General features: G+C 69.6%; 15 protein-coding genes. 5 read left to right on the forward strand and 10 right to left on the reverse strand.

Translation table 11 applies throughout. The features are described from left to right. Positions 1-54: 54 nt before the first annotated feature. Positions 55-222: a hypothetical protein gene (locus IP91_RS25945; protein ID WP_158643087.1), complete on the forward strand. Its 168-nt coding sequence runs from the start codon at positions 55-57 to the stop codon at positions 220-222. 60 nt (positions 223-282) lie between these two features. Here the strand turns inward: IP91_RS25945 and IP91_RS25950 are convergent, their stop codons facing one another. Further along, entirely contained in the window at positions 283-456 is a 174-nt protein-coding gene (locus tag IP91_RS25950) for a hypothetical protein (protein ID WP_158643088.1), read from the reverse strand. 117 nt (positions 457-573) lie between these two features. Here IP91_RS25950 and IP91_RS05365 point away from each other — a divergent pair, with 117 nt between their 5' ends. Beyond that, positions 574-1182, forward strand: coding sequence for a sulfite oxidase-like oxidoreductase (locus IP91_RS05365; RefSeq protein ID WP_145647690.1), 609 nt, complete (start codon positions 574-576; stop codon positions 1180-1182). Then, entirely contained in the window at positions 1179-1922 is a 744-nt protein-coding gene (locus IP91_RS05370) for an FAD-binding oxidoreductase (protein WP_145647691.1), read from the forward strand. Before IP91_RS05365 ends, IP91_RS05370 begins: the two co-directional genes overlap by 4 nt. Before the next feature lie 18 nt (positions 1923-1940). Here the strand turns inward: IP91_RS05370 and IP91_RS05375 are convergent, their stop codons facing one another. From IP91_RS05375 to IP91_RS05385, 3 genes are read right to left on the reverse strand one after another with little or no spacing between them, the layout of a single operon-like run. Further along, the gene (locus IP91_RS05375) at positions 1941-3851 is read right to left on the reverse strand and encodes a sensor histidine kinase, YfiR-like protein-associated (protein WP_145647692.1); all 1911 of its coding nucleotides are present in this window, start codon (positions 3849-3851) and stop codon (positions 1941-1943) included. After that, on the reverse strand, positions 3851-4435 hold the full coding sequence (locus tag IP91_RS05380; RefSeq protein WP_145647693.1) for a TOL_0243 family YfiR-like periplasmic protein: 585 nt from the start codon (positions 4433-4435) through the stop codon (positions 3851-3853). Before IP91_RS05380 ends, IP91_RS05375 begins: the two co-directional genes overlap by 1 nt. A gap of 1 nt (position 4436) precedes the next feature. Further along, positions 4437-6470, reverse strand: a complete 2034-nt coding sequence (locus tag IP91_RS05385) for a TonB-dependent receptor plug domain-containing protein (RefSeq protein ID WP_158643089.1) — start codon at positions 6468-6470, stop codon at positions 4437-4439. Between the two features lie 127 nt (positions 6471-6597). Here IP91_RS05385 and IP91_RS05390 point away from each other — a divergent pair, with 127 nt between their 5' ends. Continuing rightward, complete coding sequence (locus IP91_RS05390) at positions 6598-7458, forward strand: 2OG-Fe(II) oxygenase (protein ID WP_145647695.1); 861 nt, start codon at positions 6598-6600, stop codon at positions 7456-7458. A gap of 54 nt (positions 7459-7512) precedes the next feature. On the opposite strand, the gene IP91_RS05395 is transcribed toward IP91_RS05390, so the two are convergent. From IP91_RS05395 to IP91_RS05420, 6 genes are all read right to left on the reverse strand, one after another. Then, on the reverse strand, positions 7513-7710 hold the full coding sequence (locus IP91_RS05395) for a hypothetical protein (protein WP_145647696.1): 198 nt from the start codon (positions 7708-7710) through the stop codon (positions 7513-7515). Positions 7711-7971: 261 nt separating this feature from the next. Next, positions 7972-9405: an efflux transporter outer membrane subunit gene (locus tag IP91_RS05400; protein ID WP_145647697.1), complete on the reverse strand. Its 1434-nt coding sequence runs from the start codon at positions 9403-9405 to the stop codon at positions 7972-7974. A gap of 3 nt (positions 9406-9408) precedes the next feature. Then, positions 9409-10353, reverse strand: a complete 945-nt coding sequence (locus tag IP91_RS05405) for an efflux RND transporter periplasmic adaptor subunit (RefSeq protein WP_145647698.1) — start codon at positions 10351-10353, stop codon at positions 9409-9411. Beyond that, positions 10343-10552: a DUF1656 domain-containing protein gene (locus IP91_RS05410; protein WP_145647699.1), complete on the reverse strand. Its 210-nt coding sequence runs from the start codon at positions 10550-10552 to the stop codon at positions 10343-10345. Before IP91_RS05410 ends, IP91_RS05405 begins: the two co-directional genes overlap by 11 nt. Beyond that, positions 10549-12591, reverse strand: a complete 2043-nt coding sequence (locus tag IP91_RS05415; RefSeq protein ID WP_145647700.1) for an FUSC family protein — start codon at positions 12589-12591, stop codon at positions 10549-10551. The genes IP91_RS05410 and IP91_RS05415 overlap by 4 nt, the downstream gene beginning before the upstream one ends. A gap of 10 nt (positions 12592-12601) precedes the next feature. Continuing rightward, complete coding sequence (locus tag IP91_RS05420) at positions 12602-13051, reverse strand: MarR family winged helix-turn-helix transcriptional regulator (protein WP_145647701.1); 450 nt, start codon at positions 13049-13051, stop codon at positions 12602-12604. Between the two features lie 326 nt (positions 13052-13377). On the opposite strand from IP91_RS05420, the gene IP91_RS05425 reads away from it, so the two are divergent. Then, positions 13378-14139: a transposase gene (locus IP91_RS05425; RefSeq protein WP_145647702.1), complete on the forward strand. Its 762-nt coding sequence runs from the start codon at positions 13378-13380 to the stop codon at positions 14137-14139. Positions 14140-14158: the final 19 nt, after the last annotated feature.

A 14158-nucleotide genomic window follows, 5' to 3' on the forward strand; every position in this document is an offset into this window, starting at 1 on the left:
CAACCCGCCGCCGCCTGATAGCATTCAGTCATCATTCACCAACGGGAGAACGCGATGACCGCGACCAATAAGCCAGACGAGTCCGAAAAAGGCCAGCACATGATCAACGAGGACGATATCGGCAGCGGCGAGAAAACGCCGGGCGAGAAGGAGACGGACGAACAGATCCGCCAGATCCCCACGCCGCCAGGCCAGACACCGAAGGACGGTGCCAAGGCCTGATGCCGTTGAAGCCTTGACGCGATGACGCCGTCGCGCCGCTCTTTACATCCGCTCTTTACATCAGCTCATCCTGATCGGCGGCGGCGGCGCGCTAGGTTCTTCCACCGGGGGAATTTCCGTCGGCGGCTTCTCGGAAGGCTGCGGCTGCGCCGGCGGATCCGATTCCGGCTGCGGCAGGTCGGGGTCCGGCGTGATATGGGCGCGCAGCGTGCGCGGGTCGCTCGGCGAAGTCATATTGATGCTCCTTGGTAAATGTTGCCAAAAGCTTAGCACTTCCCGATCCCGCATGGCGCCGGATTGGTAACGCGGCGGCCGGCCGTCCTCCGGATGCGGCCGCCAGACAGGAGAAACATGAGTACACGAGGATTCACCGGGCGCCGCCCGGGCGCAGGAACGGCGGGCCGCCTGCCGCCGGGCCAGCACGAGGAGCACGATTTCCCCGTGCTGTCCCTGGGCCCGGCGCCCCATGTCGACCTGGCCACCTGGCGCTTCACCATCCGCCACCGCGCCCGCCCCGTCGCCAGCTGGACGTGGGAGGAATTCAACGCCCTGCCCCGCACCACCTGGCGCGGCGACATCCACTGCGTCACCACGTGGAGCAAGTTCGACACCGTCTGGGAAGGCGTGTCGTTCGACGACATCCTTGCCGCGGCCGGCATCGAGGCGCCCACGCCCTACCTGCTCGCCCAGTCGTTCGACGACTACGACACCAATGTCCCGGTGGCCGACCTGGTGGACGGCCAGGCGATGGTCGCCACCCACTTCAACGGCGCACCGCTCACGGCCGAACACGGCGGCCCGGCGCGGCTGCTGGTGCCGCACCTGTACTTCTGGAAGAGCGCCAAATGGATCAGCGGCCTGAAGTTCACGGAGCGCGACGAGGCGGGCTTCTGGGAGCTGCGCGGCTACCACATGCGCGGCGACCCGTGGCGCGAGCAGCGCTATACGGACGACGAATGACGCCACCGCCCACCGCCTGGCACAGCGCCACCATCACCCGCATCGAGGCGCGCACGCCGCGCCTGCGCAGCTACTTCCTGCACGCGCCGCTCGCCCGCCACGCCGCGGGCCAGCATGTGGACGTGCGCCTGACGGCACCGGACGGCTACCAGGCGCGCCGCAGCTATTCGATCGCGTCGGCGCCGGGCGCGCCGGAACTGGAGCTGGCCGTCGAGCTGCTGGCCGATGGCGAAGTCTCCGGCTGGTTCCACGATGCCGCGCAGCCCGGCGACACGCTGGACGTGCGGGGCCCGCTGGGCGGCCATTTCGTCTGGCAGCCCGCGCAGCCCGGTCCCCTGCTGCTGCTGGCCGGCGGCTCCGGCGTGGTGCCGCTGGTGTCGATCGCGCGCGCCTGGCGCGATGCCGGCGCGCCGGTGCCCGCGCTGCTGCTGCATTCGGGCCGGGCCTGGGACAGTCTCGCTTTTCGCGACGAGCTCACGGCCATCGCAGCGGGCCATCCCGCCTTCCGCTTCGTGACGACCGTGACGCGCCAGCCGCCCTCCGTACCTGGCCCGGATTACACGCGCCGCCTGGACGGTGCGATGCTGGAAGAGGTGCTGGCGCAGTGGGGCCACGCACCGGCGCAGTGTTATGTGTGCGGCGCCAATCCCTTCGTGGAAGCGGCCGCGCAGCTGCTGGTGGCGCGTGGCGTGCCGCCGCGGGCGATCCGCACCGAACGTTACGGCGCCGCCGCGCAATAGCGCTCTTTCGACAACGCCTCAGCCGCGGTCCGCCACCGCCACGCCTTCGCGATGGCCGGCCAGGATCGCCAGGATCTGCTCCACGCTCACCGGTTTCACCAGGTGTTCCTCGAAACCCGCCGCGAAAGCCAGGTCGCGGTCCTTCTGCTGGCCCCAGCCCGTGACAGCCACCATCACGGTGCGCGACAGCGCCGGCAGCGCGCGCAGGGCCCGCGCCAGGTCGTAGCCGTTCATGAGCGGCAGGCCGATGTCGAGGAAGGCGAAATCGGGCGCGAATGCTGCCGCGCCGGCCAGCGCCTGCGCGCCGTCATGGCACACCTGCACCGTGTGGCCCAGCGTGCGCAGCAGCGCGCCGATCGCCGTCACGAAATCGACGTTGTCGTCCACCAGCAGGATGCGGAACGGGCCGGCCTGGCCCAGCGCGAGCGGTGCGGCCGGAGCCGGTGCGGCAGTCCGCGCCAGCACTGGCAGCGCCACGGTAAATGTGCTGCCCTGACCCGTGCCGTCGCTGGCCGCCTCGATCGTCCCCTCGTGCAGCTCGACCAGCTTGCGCGCCAGCGACAGGCCGACGCCCAGCCCCGCATTGAGCCGTTCCAGCGAGGCATCGGCCTGCACGAACATCTCGAAGATCGCGCCCAGCATCGGCGGCGCGATGCCGATGCCGTTGTCCGCCACGCTGATGCGCAGCCGGCCGTCGGCCACCGTGGCGGTCAGGGCGATGCGGCCGCCGCGCGGCGTGTAGCGCGCCGCGTTGTTCAGCAGGTTGGACAGCACCTGGGCCAGCCGCGTGGCGTCGCCCAGGATGACCACGGGGCCGGCCGGCAGGCCCACGGTCAGCGTGTGGCCCTGGGCGTCGATGAACGGCCGCGCGATCTCCAGCGCGTTCGACACCACCGCATGCAGTTCGATCTCCTCGCGACGGATCGCCAGCTTGCCGGTATTGATGCGCGAGACATCGAGCAGGTCGTCCACCAGCCGCACCATCTGCTTGAGCTGGCGCTCCATCACGCCGCGCGCCCGCTCGCCGGCCGCCGGATCGCCGCCGCTCAGGCGCATGATGTCCAGCCCCGTGCGCAGCGGTGCCAGCGGGTTGCGCAGCTCGTGGGCCAGCGTGGCCAGGAATTCGTCCTTGCGGCGGTCCGCCAGCAGCAGCGCCCGTTCCGCGCCCTGGCGCACCGTCATCTCGTGTTCCAGCGTGCGGTTGGCATCCTGCAGGGCGCGGGCGCGGCGCTCCACCTCGGCAAGCATGTTGTTGAACGCGTCGACCAGGGTACCCAGTTCGCCGCTGGCGCCGTGGCGCACGCGCAGCGAGAAGTCGCGCCGTTCCATCACGCTGCGCGCCACGTCCGTCACGTCACGCAGCGGCCGCGTGATCGCCAGCTGCAGCCGCCCGGCCACGAGCGCCGCCAGCAGCAGGCTGCCCAGCATCACGCCGCCCAGGATCAGCGAGTACGTGCCCACGCGGTCCAGCAGCCGGTAGCGCGCCGTCAGGTAGACGGTGCCCACCCGCTCGCCGTTCTCGACGACGGGATGCACCACCACCATGTGGCCGCCTTCGATGCGGTAGCCGACAAGCCCTGGCTGCGCGGGGAACACGGGCGTGTCGGCAGGCGACACCGCATAGGAGGCGAACAGCCGGCCGCCCGGCCCGTAGATGGCGCCGGCCTCGATCTGCGGCCGCACGCGCAGCAGCGCCAGGTTCTGCCGCGCGGCGGCCGGATCGTTGAAGCCCACCGCCGGCGCGGACACGGTCGCGATGATGTCGGCCTGAGTGGTCAGGTCGTCCACCCAGTTCTGCTGGAACGCCATCAGGTCGTAGGCCAGCATGCTGGCGGCCATCGTCACCAGCGCGGCGAACGTGGTGGCCAGCGCCATGGCCACCAGCTTGGCGCGCACCGAATGGGGTCGATAGCGCAGGCGGGAGGGCATCAGTTCCCCTTCTGGACGTGCCAGGCCACCGACAGGAGCCGCGAGCTCAGTTTCAGGTTGCTGCGCTCGGCGGCCGGCATCGACACTTCGAAGCGCACCCGCTCGTCGACCAGGCGGAAGTTGATCACCGCGCCGTACTGCAGGCCGGCGTCGTCTTCCGCCACGCCCAGCACGCCGCTCTGCATGGCGGCGCGCAGCGCCTTCGCCACGCCCTCCGTGTTGGCGCCCACGAACACCATGTGCAGGCCGGCGAGCGGATCGCCCTCGCGCACGGCCCGCACGGTGACGGGCCGGCCGCCCACCGTCTTGCCGGCCGTGATGCGCGTCAGTTCGGCGGCCACGTCGTCCGCACCCAGCACGCCGACGGCCAACGGCGCCGCGGCATCGGCCGGCACGGCGAATTCCACGTAGCCGAGGAACTTGAACAGGTAGGCCGCCTTGACGCTGCGCTCCAGGTTGGGGCTGGTGCTGCCGATCGCTCCCTGCGCCGCCAGGCTCGCCGGCAGCGGGGACAGCAGCGCGACACCGAGGGTGGCCGCCAGCAGGGCACGAACAACGCGACGCTGGTTGGAGAACGGGGCCATGTCAGAACCGCACCGTGAGCTTGAGGACGGCCGAGCGCTCGAACACGCTGCGGCCGGTGGCCGTGCCGAACTCCGCGTGCGAGCCGTGCAGCAGGTTCTGGCCGATCAGCGCCACGTCGATGTTCGGCCGCGCGCGCCACAGCCACTGCAGGTCCAGTTCGCGGTAGGACGGCACCGCGGGGCGCGGCAGCGAACCCACGTAGCGCAGCGTCCAGTCCAGCTGCATGTTGGCCGGCAGGTCGTGCGACGAGCGCAGCTGCCAGTACTTGCCAGGATCGCTGGTGGCAACGCCGAACGCGGCGCCCGTGTCCTGGCTGCCGGGCCGCAGCGCCGTGTTCACGCGCTGGATCACCAGGCCGGCGTTCAGGCGCCAGCTGTCGAGCACCTGCCAGCGCGCCCACATCTCCACCCCGCGCGACCGGCCATACGCCATGTTGCGGTTCTCCACCAGGCCGCTGTAGGCCGGCCCGTTCGGGTTCGGTTCGCGCGTGCGCAGCCGTTCGTAGTCGGCAAAGAACAGCGTGGCGGAATAGGTCCATGCCGGCGCCGGCTGGATGCGGTAGCCCAGCTCCGCCACGCGCGCCGTCTCGGACTGGAAATCCGGGCCGCCGCCGAACGCATAGCGGGGCACGCCGCGCACGGGAATGGGCTGCACCGGCGTGTACAGGTCGCGGTCGATGCGCGACGGCGCGCGCACGGTGCGCGACAGACTGGTCCAGAAAAGCTGGTTGACAGTGTACCGACCATTGATTCCACTGTTCCCCGTGCCGGCTGCTTCTTCACCCGTTCCATCATTTGTTCCATCACCGGCGCCCTGCGGCGCCCACGCCAGGCGCACGCTGGGCAGGTACTCGGCGCCGGTGTAGTTGTTGTGCTCCATCTTGGCGCCCACGGTCAGGCGCAGGCCCGGGGCCAGCGCCACTTCGTCCTGCGCGAACAGGCTGGCCCAGTGCATCGTCAGGTCCGGCGGCAGGAACGCGAACGTGCGGCCGTAGCTCAGCTGGTCGCGCGCGTAGCGGTAGGTGCCGCCCCAGGTCACGTTGTGGCGCTCGCCGAGCCGCAGGCTGTGCTGCGCTTCCAGTTCCACGATGTCGAGCCGCTCGTCGATCGCGCCGGGCTGGTTGCGTTCCACATGGTCCAGCACGAGTTGCAGCCGCAGGCTGGCATCGTCCGGCAGGCGGCGCGTCAGGCGCGTGACGAGGTTGGCGCCGGAGACCAGCATCGGGCGGCCGCCGGCCTGCGCCAGGTCGCTGTCGTAGACGTCGCCGGACAGCGTGAGACCGCCGCCGGCGCGCTCCCAGTCGGCCCGGAAGCCGGCCTGGCGGCGCGAGAAGCTCGTCTGCGCGGTGCCGGCCCGGGTGTCGCCGGCGCCGCGGTCGCTGTCGTCGGCCCCGGCATAGCGGGCGTAGGCGCGGTAGTGGCCGCCGTTCGGCAGCGTGCCGCCGTAGCGCACCGTGCCATCCCGTTCGCGGCTGCCGGCCGCCACCGCCAGCAGGCCGCCCTGCGTGTCCTTGGCCGAGCGCGTGATCACGTTGATGACGCCGTTGACGGCGTTGGCGCCCCAGATGGTCGCACCGGGCCCGCTGATCACCTCGATGCGCTCGACGTCTTCCATCACCACGTCCTGGCTGTCCCAGAACACGCCCGAATACAGGGGCGTGTACAGGCTGCGCCCGTCGATCATCACCAGCAGCTTGTTGGAATAGACGTCGTTGAAGCCGCGCGCGCTGATCGCGTAGGAACGGGAATCCACGCGCGCCACCTGCAGGTTGGGTGCCAGCCGCAGGGCTTCCGGAATCGTGCGCGCGCCGCTGCGGCGGATGTCGGTGGCGCTGATGATGAACACGGAGGCGGCGGCACTGGCGAGCTTTTCTTCCTGGCGCGAGACGGACGTGATGACGATATCGCTGAGCTGTTCGAGCGAGAGCTCGGCGATGTCGTCCTGCAGCTGCGGCGCGGCGGCGGCGGACGCCTGCGCGAACAGCAGCGTCATGCAGGCGGCGGCGATCGGGACACGCTTCGTGGTGAGTCGCATAGGCTCCGCGCTACGAGTTGAAATTCCTGAAACAATTATAAACATGACACCGTTTCTGGCCGCGCACCGTAGCGCAGCGCGCATGCCGGGTTCGAAACCGGGCCCGGATTCGGTATACTTCCTCACCATGAACAAGCATACCTACATGTCGGAAGAATGGAACCGGTGGCTCGACTCCAGCCTGGAACGGGGCTGCCGCACGGAAGATATCGTGGCCGCGATGGTGGCCTCGGACTACGATGCGGGCTTTGCCGAACGCGTGGTGCGCGAGCGCCGCGACGAGCGCGCCCGCCCGGCCACGGTTGCGGCCACCGCTGCCAGCCCGTACAAGTACGGCACGCCGACCATCCGCCACGGCGCCAGCACGATCGCGACCGGCGACCGCACGGTGCGCGTGGCGATGCGCTTCGAGCAGCCGGTGGTGGCGCTGCTGGACGATGTGCTGTCGGAAGAGGAATGCGACCGGATCGTGGCGCTGGCGCGGCACAAGCTGCAGCCTTCGGCCACGCTCAGCCCCACCACCGGCGAGAACCAGGTGAAGGATCACCGTACCAGCCAGGGCGCGTTCCTGGACAAGATCGACGACCCGGTGCTGCACCGCGTGAACGGGCGCATTGCGGAGATCATGAACCAGCCCGTGGAGCATGGCGAAGCGCTGCATGTGCTGCACTACGGGGTCGGCGCGGAATACCGCCCCCACCACGACTACTTCGATCCGGCCAATCCCGGCTTTGCCGGCACGCTCAAGCGCGGCGGCCAGCGGGTGGCCACGCTCATCATCTACCTGAACGACGTGGAAGCGGCCGGCGACACGGTGTTCCCGAAGCTCGGCCTGTCGATCGTGCCGCGCAAGGGTTCTGCGGTGTATTTCGAATATGTGAATGAAGCTGGCCAGCTCGACGAAGCCAGCCTGCATGGCGGCGCCCCGGTCGAGCGCGGCGAGAAATGGGTCGCCACGAAGTGGGTGCGCCAGGGCGTGTTCAAGTAAGAAGGATGGGCCACGGGCGGTCGCCAGGCACCCGGGCCGGTGAGGCCGAAATGGTCAGTCGCTGTCCTTGCCCATCTGGTCGATGATGCGCTTGCCCTGCTCCACGCCGCCGTCGCCCTCGCCCAGCGGCACGTAGTAGTGGAACAGCGGCTCGCCATCCTTGTAGACGGAGCCCATGCAGATCTCGTAGCCCTTGTATGCGACCGTCTTGTTCCGTGCCACTGCATCACTCATCAGTTCAGTACCCAGCATGATAGCCTCCCCGTAGTCGAGCCTTGTTTGTAAAGCGCTGTCCGCCGGCTTCTCTGGAGCCGGCTTCTGCGCCCGATTTGCATCCGGCGCCGACACCGCGCGCCGCTGACGGCTGCCTGCAACTGTGCTGCACTGCCAGTATCGCGCCATCTGCAAGCCACGCACTGTGCGCGGCTTCACCAAGTGAAGCCGCCGGCTCCCGGCAGTACGCATCTGTTGGAAACTAACAACCCGACCGGCCGGCAACCCGGCAGGCGCCCGTCAGTCCTCCCAGCCGCCGCCCAGCGCCAGGAACAGCGCCACCTGGTCGGCGGCCACCTGCGCGTCCGACGCGGCCAGCGCGCCGTCCGTGGTGGCCAGCGTGCGGTCGGCATCGAGCACCGTCAGGAAGTCGATCTTGCCCGCGTCGTACAGCCGGTGCGACTGGCTGGACGCCAGCGCACTCTGGTCGCGTGCCGCGCGCAGCGCCGCATTGCGGTCCAGTTCCCGCGCATAGACCGTCAGTGCGCTCTCCGTTTCGCGCAGCGCATTGAGCACCACGCCATCGAAACGGGCCAATGCGCCGGCCGTCGAGGCTTCCGCCTCGGCCACGCGGGCCCGTCCCGCATTGGTCGGCAGCGTCCACGAGATCAGCGGGCCGAGGCTCCAGCGGAACGCATTGCCGGCGCCGAAGCGCTCCAGCGCGCCGCTCGTGCCGGCCGACAGGCCCAGGCTCACGCTCGGATACAGCTCGCTGGTGGCCACGCCGATGCGCGCCGTGCTGGAAGCGAGCGCGCGTTCGGCCTGCCGCACGTCCGGACGGCGTTTCAGCAGCTGGGCGCCGTCGCTCACCGGAACCGGTTTCGCCAGCCGCGGCGCGGCCTGGCATGCCAGCTCGCTCTCCGCCATCTCGGCCGGAGCCCGTCCCGTCAGCGCCGCCAGCCGGAACTGCGCGGTGCGTGCCTGGGCCACCAGCGGCGGCAGCGCGGCGCGCAGCTGTTCCAGCTGGGCCCGTGCGCGCGTGTCGTCCAGCGCCGTGCCGCGGCCGCCGCGGATGCGCCGCACCGTCAGGTCGACCGCCTTCTGCTGCAGGTCGACCGAGTGCTGCGCCACCTGCAGCGAGTGCCGCGCACCGCAGGCATCCACATACGCGCGCGCCGTGTCGGCAGCGACCGTCACGCGCACCAGGTCCAGCGCCGCTTCGGCCGCATCGCGGTCGGCACCGGCCGCCTCGATGCCGCGGCGGATCTTGCCGAACAGGTCCAGCTGGTAGGACACCGAGATGCCGGCATCGTGGCTGTAGCCATCCGCCAGCGGCTGCGGCAGGCCTTTCGCGGCGGCCGAAGCGCGCCCGTAGGCCGGCGCGGCGGAGGCGCCGATCACGGGATCTGCCGCGCCGGCCACCTCGTCCTGCACGGCGCGGGCGCGCGCCAGGTTGGCCAGTGCCACGCGCAGGTCGGTATTGGCCGCGAAGGCCCGGTCGACCAGGCTCGCCAGCGCGGCGTCGTCGTACAGGCGCCACCAGCGCGGCGGCAGCGGCTCGGCCTTGAACGCGGGCTCCTGCGCGCCCAGGAATGGCGCGGCGGCGGCCGGCCTGTTCACGGCCGCCTGCTGCGGCACGCGGTAGTCGGGGCCGACCGTGCCGCACGCCGCGAGCAGCGCCAGCACGGCCAGCGAAGCGGCATGGCGCCGCAGGGAGTTGAAGGGTTGGTTCATGGCTTACGACCTGGCAGTCCTGGCGGGTTGTGCCGCGGCGGTGGCCGCTGGCGTGTGCTGGGCGGGATGCTGCACGTCGACCGTCACGGTCTGGCCGGCCACCAGCCGGGTGCCGGCCGGCAGCGCATCGAGTTTCACGCGCACGGGTATGCGCTGCGCCAGCCGCACCCAGTTGAAGGTGGGGTTCACGTTCGACAGCAGGTTGGCCGACGTGCTGCGGTCGCGGTCGGCGATGCCGCCGGCAAAACTCTCGACATGGCCATGCAGCCGCGCCTTCGACCCCATCGGCATCACCAGCACCGGGTCGCCAGGCTCGATGGCGGCCAGCTTGGTCTCTTCGAAATAGCCTTCCACGTAGTAGGAATCGCTGTCGATCACGGCCAGCACGGCCTTGCCGGCCGAGACGTAGGCGCCGGGCCGCAGGTCCAGGTTGGTGACGGTGCCGCCGACGGTCGCCAGCACGCGGGTGCGGTCCAGGTTCAGCTTCGCCACGTCGCGGCTGACGACGGCCTGCGCCAGCGCGGCACGCAGCTGGTCGACGCGCGACGACGACTGCTCGCGCGCTTCCTGCGCCACCAGGTCGCCCAGGTCGCGGTTGCGGCGCGACTCCTTGTCCGCCTCGTCGAGCGCCGCGCGGGCCGACTGCACGGCCGCCTCGGCCTGGCGCAGTGCCAGCTCGAAGCGGGCGCGGTCGATCTCGAACAGCACGTCGCCGGCCTTCACCAGCTGGTTGTCATGCACGTTGACCGACGTGACCTGGCCGGTGACATCCGGCGCCACCTGCACCACGTCGGCCTTGACACGGCCGTCGCGCGTCCACGGTTCCACTTCATAGTGCTGCCACAGGCGCCAGGTAAGCACGCCCGCGGCGGCCACGGCGGCCAGCGTCACGGCAAAGCGCGCAACGGCCAGCGCGGAGGATTTCAGGGTGAGTGTCTTAGTAGCCATGGTTCGTCACGAAGAGGGAGAAGCTGCCGAGCAGGATGAAGAACAGCGCGAATTCAAACAGGGCCGGGTGCCACACCAGCCGGTAGAAGCCCAGGCGCAGCAGCAGCTTGCCGAGCACGCGGGTGCACAGCAGCGCGGCCAGCGCCAGCAGCAGGAGGGTCGGCACGTACAGCCCGTGCAGGCTCAGTTCGGCGGTCATGCGACGGCTTCCGTGTTGGTCGGTTGATAGGGAACGGCGCGCAGGAACAGGTCGCGGCGCATGCTGGCCAGCGCGGCGGCGGCCGTGTTGCGGGTCGCGCCGGTGGCGGCATCGGCGGCGCAGACGGCGCCCAGCATGCGGTCCAGCTGGACCAGCAGGCCGGTGTCGGCGTCGCCGGAAAAATGCGCGCCGAGGCGCTCCAGCAGCGGGCGCAGCCGCACGCCGCAGCGTTCCAGCTGCGGCGCCAGGCCGCGCAGCTGGGCGATGTGCAGGCCCACGCGCAGCTCGCGCATCGTCTCGAGCGTGCTGGCGCGCGTTTCCGGCTCCGCGTGCTGCAGGGCCAGGCGCGGCATCAGCTGGCCGATGCGGTCCACCACGCGCGCCGACACCTTTGCCAGTGGCGCACCGCTCGAGGCGCGCGCCATCTGTGCCAGCTCGCGGCGCGACCGTTCCAGCATGCGGCCCGCCATCCAGCGCGCGTTCACGGTGCGCACGAAGCGCGAGGCGACGCCGGCCGCGATATAGCCGGCCATCTGGGCCAGCAGGCTGTTGGTGAACGACGTCATGTCCAGCTGGTTGGTGTCCTGCAGGGCCAGCGTGCCGCCGATGCCGATGGTGAAGGCCAGCGCGTTGCCGACCGTGGCCGGGCGCGCCATGTAGACCCCGGACACGATCAGCATCGGCGCCAGGGTCAGCACCAGCATTTCGTAGCTGTGCACCGCCGGCAGCACCACCAGGATGTAGAACGCCGAGAACGGCACCGACAGCAGCGTATAGCGGACGAAGCTCTTGATGGCCGGGACCGGGTCGTCCATCGTGGCGAAGAAACAGCAGAACACACCGGCCATCATCGGCGCGGCCGCACCGGACGGCCAGGCGGTGACGATCCAGAACGCGCAGCAGGCCAGGATCGCGATCACGGCGGCCAACGCGGACCGCAGTGCCATGCCGTGGTCGCGGTTCAGTGCCGCCGGGGTGATGTGATCCTTCGCGTGATCCGGTTCGGCGAACGGCGCGCCATGCATCACCGCGTCGATGCTGCCGCGCAGTTCCAGGCCTTCTTCGCAGGCGGCGATCAATGCCGCCAGGCGCTGCGCCAGGTTCACTTCCAGGATGTCGTGCCAGGAGGCGCCGGCGTGCAGGGGCGGAGAGAGTTCCTGCAGCCGTCCCTTCAGTCCCTCCGCGCCGGCGGGATCGGCCTGGTTGCCCTGCTCGACCCAGTGCGCCACGTCGTCCAGCATCGCCTGCCAGGCCGGTTCCAGCGGCCCCGTCTCGGCCAGCGCCACCAGGCGGTCCTCGACGGCCAGCAGCAGCGGCACCATCACCGTCAGCCGGTCATGCAGCGCGTGCACCATGCCGGCCGTCCAGCGCAGGTGCGAAGTGTCGAACGGCAGGTGGGTGGCCATCACGCGCATGTCGCTGATCTCGCCGGCCAGCGCCAGGCGCACGTGGGCATCGCGGCCGCCGGTAGCGGGACGCAGCACTTCCGTCATCCAGCGGCGCGCATCGCCGATCGCCCGGTCCAGGCGGCCCAGCAGCACCGGGCCCACGCCCTGCGGGAAGACCAGCGAGTGCACCACGGTCGCGGCCAGGATGCCCACGCTGATCTCCTCGACGCGGGCGACGGCGCTGTCGAACACGGTGGCCGGATCCGTGACCGCGGGGAAGCCGATCAGGCCCGCCGTGTACCCGGCCAGCATGAAGATATAGGAACGGGGCGTGCGGTCCAGCAGCGAGATGTACAGGCACAGGCCCACCCAGCATGCCAGCGCCAGGGACAGCAGCTCGGGAGAATTGGCCAGGTTCGGCACCATCGCCACCGTGGCCAGCGAACCGATGATCGTGCCGCAGACGCGGAACAGCGCCTTCGAGCGCACCGCGCCGGACAGGGGGCTGGCCACGATATAGGCCGTCATCATGGCCCAGAAGGGCCGCGGCAGGCCGGCCGCCAGCGAGACGTACAGCGCCAGCATCGAGCCGGCAAAGCACTTCGCGGAAAACAGCAGTTCGCGCGGCTGGGGCGCCGTCGGCAATTTCATCGCCCTGCCCTCAGCCTCTGGACTGTGCGGCCAGCGTGGCATCGAGGCGCGTCAGCACGCGCACGCACGCTTCCAGGTCGGCCAGCGGCATATCGCCGAACAGCTCGCGGCGAAACGGCACCAGCGCCTTTTCCAGCCGCGCGGCGCACTGCTTGCCCTCGGCCGACAGATGCAGCGTCTTGGCGCGCCGGTCGCTCGGATCGTCCTGGCGCAGCACCAGTCCCGATGCGACCAGCTGGTCGATGATCCGCACCAGCGACGGCGCTTCCACGCCCACCGCATCGGCCACCGCCCCCGGCCGCGCCCCATCGCCCAGCCGGCCGATCATCAGCACCGGCCATGCGCTGGCATGGGACAGCTCGAAGTCACTGGCCATCCGGTCCGCCGCCGCCTTGTAGGCGCGCGACACGTGCAGCAGGGTATGCGTGAGGGACATCAGGGTCTTGTCGACATTGGACATGTGCGGCACGAAAATATACTTAGGATGCGAAACTTTAGCATGAAATCCAAATCCCTGCACCGCCACTGCTCAGCCCGTGTCCCACCATGGGGTCAGGCGTAGTGACACGAGCTCTGCATTAGATGGGTTCCCCGCAGCCGCGCGCGTCCAAGTTGTTGAATTCGTGGAGAACGGCTCCCGGTGCCGCCGCAACGGATGAGTGCGTGTCACTACGCCTGACCCCATGGTGTGACACGAGCTCGACCGTAGAAGGGGCGCGAAAAAGTTGCATGCGGCAGGCTGAGCTGCCTCACGGGCGGACGCGCGGCGGGTGATAGCGTAGGGACATGAGCAGACGAAACCGACAATTATTCGCAGGCGCGATCTATCACGTCACGGCCCGGGGCAATCGGCGCGGCGAGACCTTTCTGGACGATCGCGACCACTACATCTGGCTGCAGACCCTGGAGGAAGCCGCCAGCCGCTATGGCCTGATGGTTTATGCGATGTGCCAGATGCCGAATCACTTCCATCTGCTTCTGCAAACAAGCGAGGCGAACCTGTCTGCAGCGATGCATTACCTGAATGGCAAATACGCACAGAAGTTCAACTGGCGGCATGGCTTCACAGGCCATGTCTTCCAGGGACGCTTCGACGCTCTTCTGATCGTGCAGCAGGCGCACCTGATCGAACTGCTCCGCTACATCGTTCTCAATCCGGTGCGAGCGAAACTCGCGAAGAACGCGGACGATTGGCGCTGGAGCACACATCGGCAGGTTTGCGGCCTCCTTCCGCAATCGTCCTGGCTGCAAAGTGCATGGGTGCTCGGTCAGTTCCACGGCCAGTCGGCAGCCGAGCGAACGCAGGCCTACCGGGCCTTCGTCGATGCAGGCGATGCGCCAACCAGGCAGGAGTTGAAAGCACGCTTCCAGAGCAAGCCATCTGCCCGGGACGGCGCCATGCCCGCGCTGGAAAGCTTCGAGAACGAGCACGCCGGCAAGGACGAAGCGATACGCGCCGCCATCGCCAGCGGTGGCTATACGCGCGAGCAGCTGGCACGCCACTTCGGCGTTTCCGTCAGGACGGTCAGCAGGATAACGTCTGCCTAGGTGCCCATTCCACCCGTAC

Origin of the sequence: Pseudoduganella lurida (genome assembly GCF_007830455.1) — a bacterium.
GTDB classification, from domain to species: domain Bacteria; phylum Pseudomonadota; class Gammaproteobacteria; order Burkholderiales; family Burkholderiaceae_D; genus Rugamonas; species Rugamonas lurida.

Coding starts and splice junctions, on each gene's coding strand:
- IP91_RS25945 (WP_158643087.1), top strand. CDS start 55: ATGACCGCGACCAATAAGCCAGACGAGTCCGAAAAAGGCCAGCACATG.
- IP91_RS25950 (WP_158643088.1), bottom strand. CDS start 456: ATGACTTCGCCGAGCGACCCGCGCACGCTGCGCGCCCATATCACGCCG.
- IP91_RS05365 (WP_145647690.1), top strand. CDS start 574: ATGAGTACACGAGGATTCACCGGGCGCCGCCCGGGCGCAGGAACGGCG.
- IP91_RS05370 (WP_145647691.1), top strand. CDS start 1,179: ATGACGCCACCGCCCACCGCCTGGCACAGCGCCACCATCACCCGCATC.
- IP91_RS05375 (WP_145647692.1), bottom strand. CDS start 3,851: ATGCCCTCCCGCCTGCGCTATCGACCCCATTCGGTGCGCGCCAAGCTG.
- IP91_RS05380 (WP_145647693.1), bottom strand. CDS start 4,435: ATGGCCCCGTTCTCCAACCAGCGTCGCGTTGTTCGTGCCCTGCTGGCG.
- IP91_RS05385 (WP_158643089.1), bottom strand. CDS start 6,470: ATGCGACTCACCACGAAGCGTGTCCCGATCGCCGCCGCCTGCATGACG.
- IP91_RS05390 (WP_145647695.1), top strand. CDS start 6,598: ATGAACAAGCATACCTACATGTCGGAAGAATGGAACCGGTGGCTCGAC.
- IP91_RS05395 (WP_145647696.1), bottom strand. CDS start 7,710: ATGCTGGGTACTGAACTGATGAGTGATGCAGTGGCACGGAACAAGACG.
- IP91_RS05400 (WP_145647697.1), bottom strand. CDS start 9,405: ATGAACCAACCCTTCAACTCCCTGCGGCGCCATGCCGCTTCGCTGGCC.
- IP91_RS05405 (WP_145647698.1), bottom strand. CDS start 10,353: ATGGCTACTAAGACACTCACCCTGAAATCCTCCGCGCTGGCCGTTGCG.
- IP91_RS05410 (WP_145647699.1), bottom strand. CDS start 10,552: ATGACCGCCGAACTGAGCCTGCACGGGCTGTACGTGCCGACCCTCCTG.
- IP91_RS05415 (WP_145647700.1), bottom strand. CDS start 12,591: ATGAAATTGCCGACGGCGCCCCAGCCGCGCGAACTGCTGTTTTCCGCG.
- IP91_RS05420 (WP_145647701.1), bottom strand. CDS start 13,051: ATGTCCAATGTCGACAAGACCCTGATGTCCCTCACGCATACCCTGCTG.
- IP91_RS05425 (WP_145647702.1), top strand. CDS start 13,378: ATGAGCAGACGAAACCGACAATTATTCGCAGGCGCGATCTATCACGTC.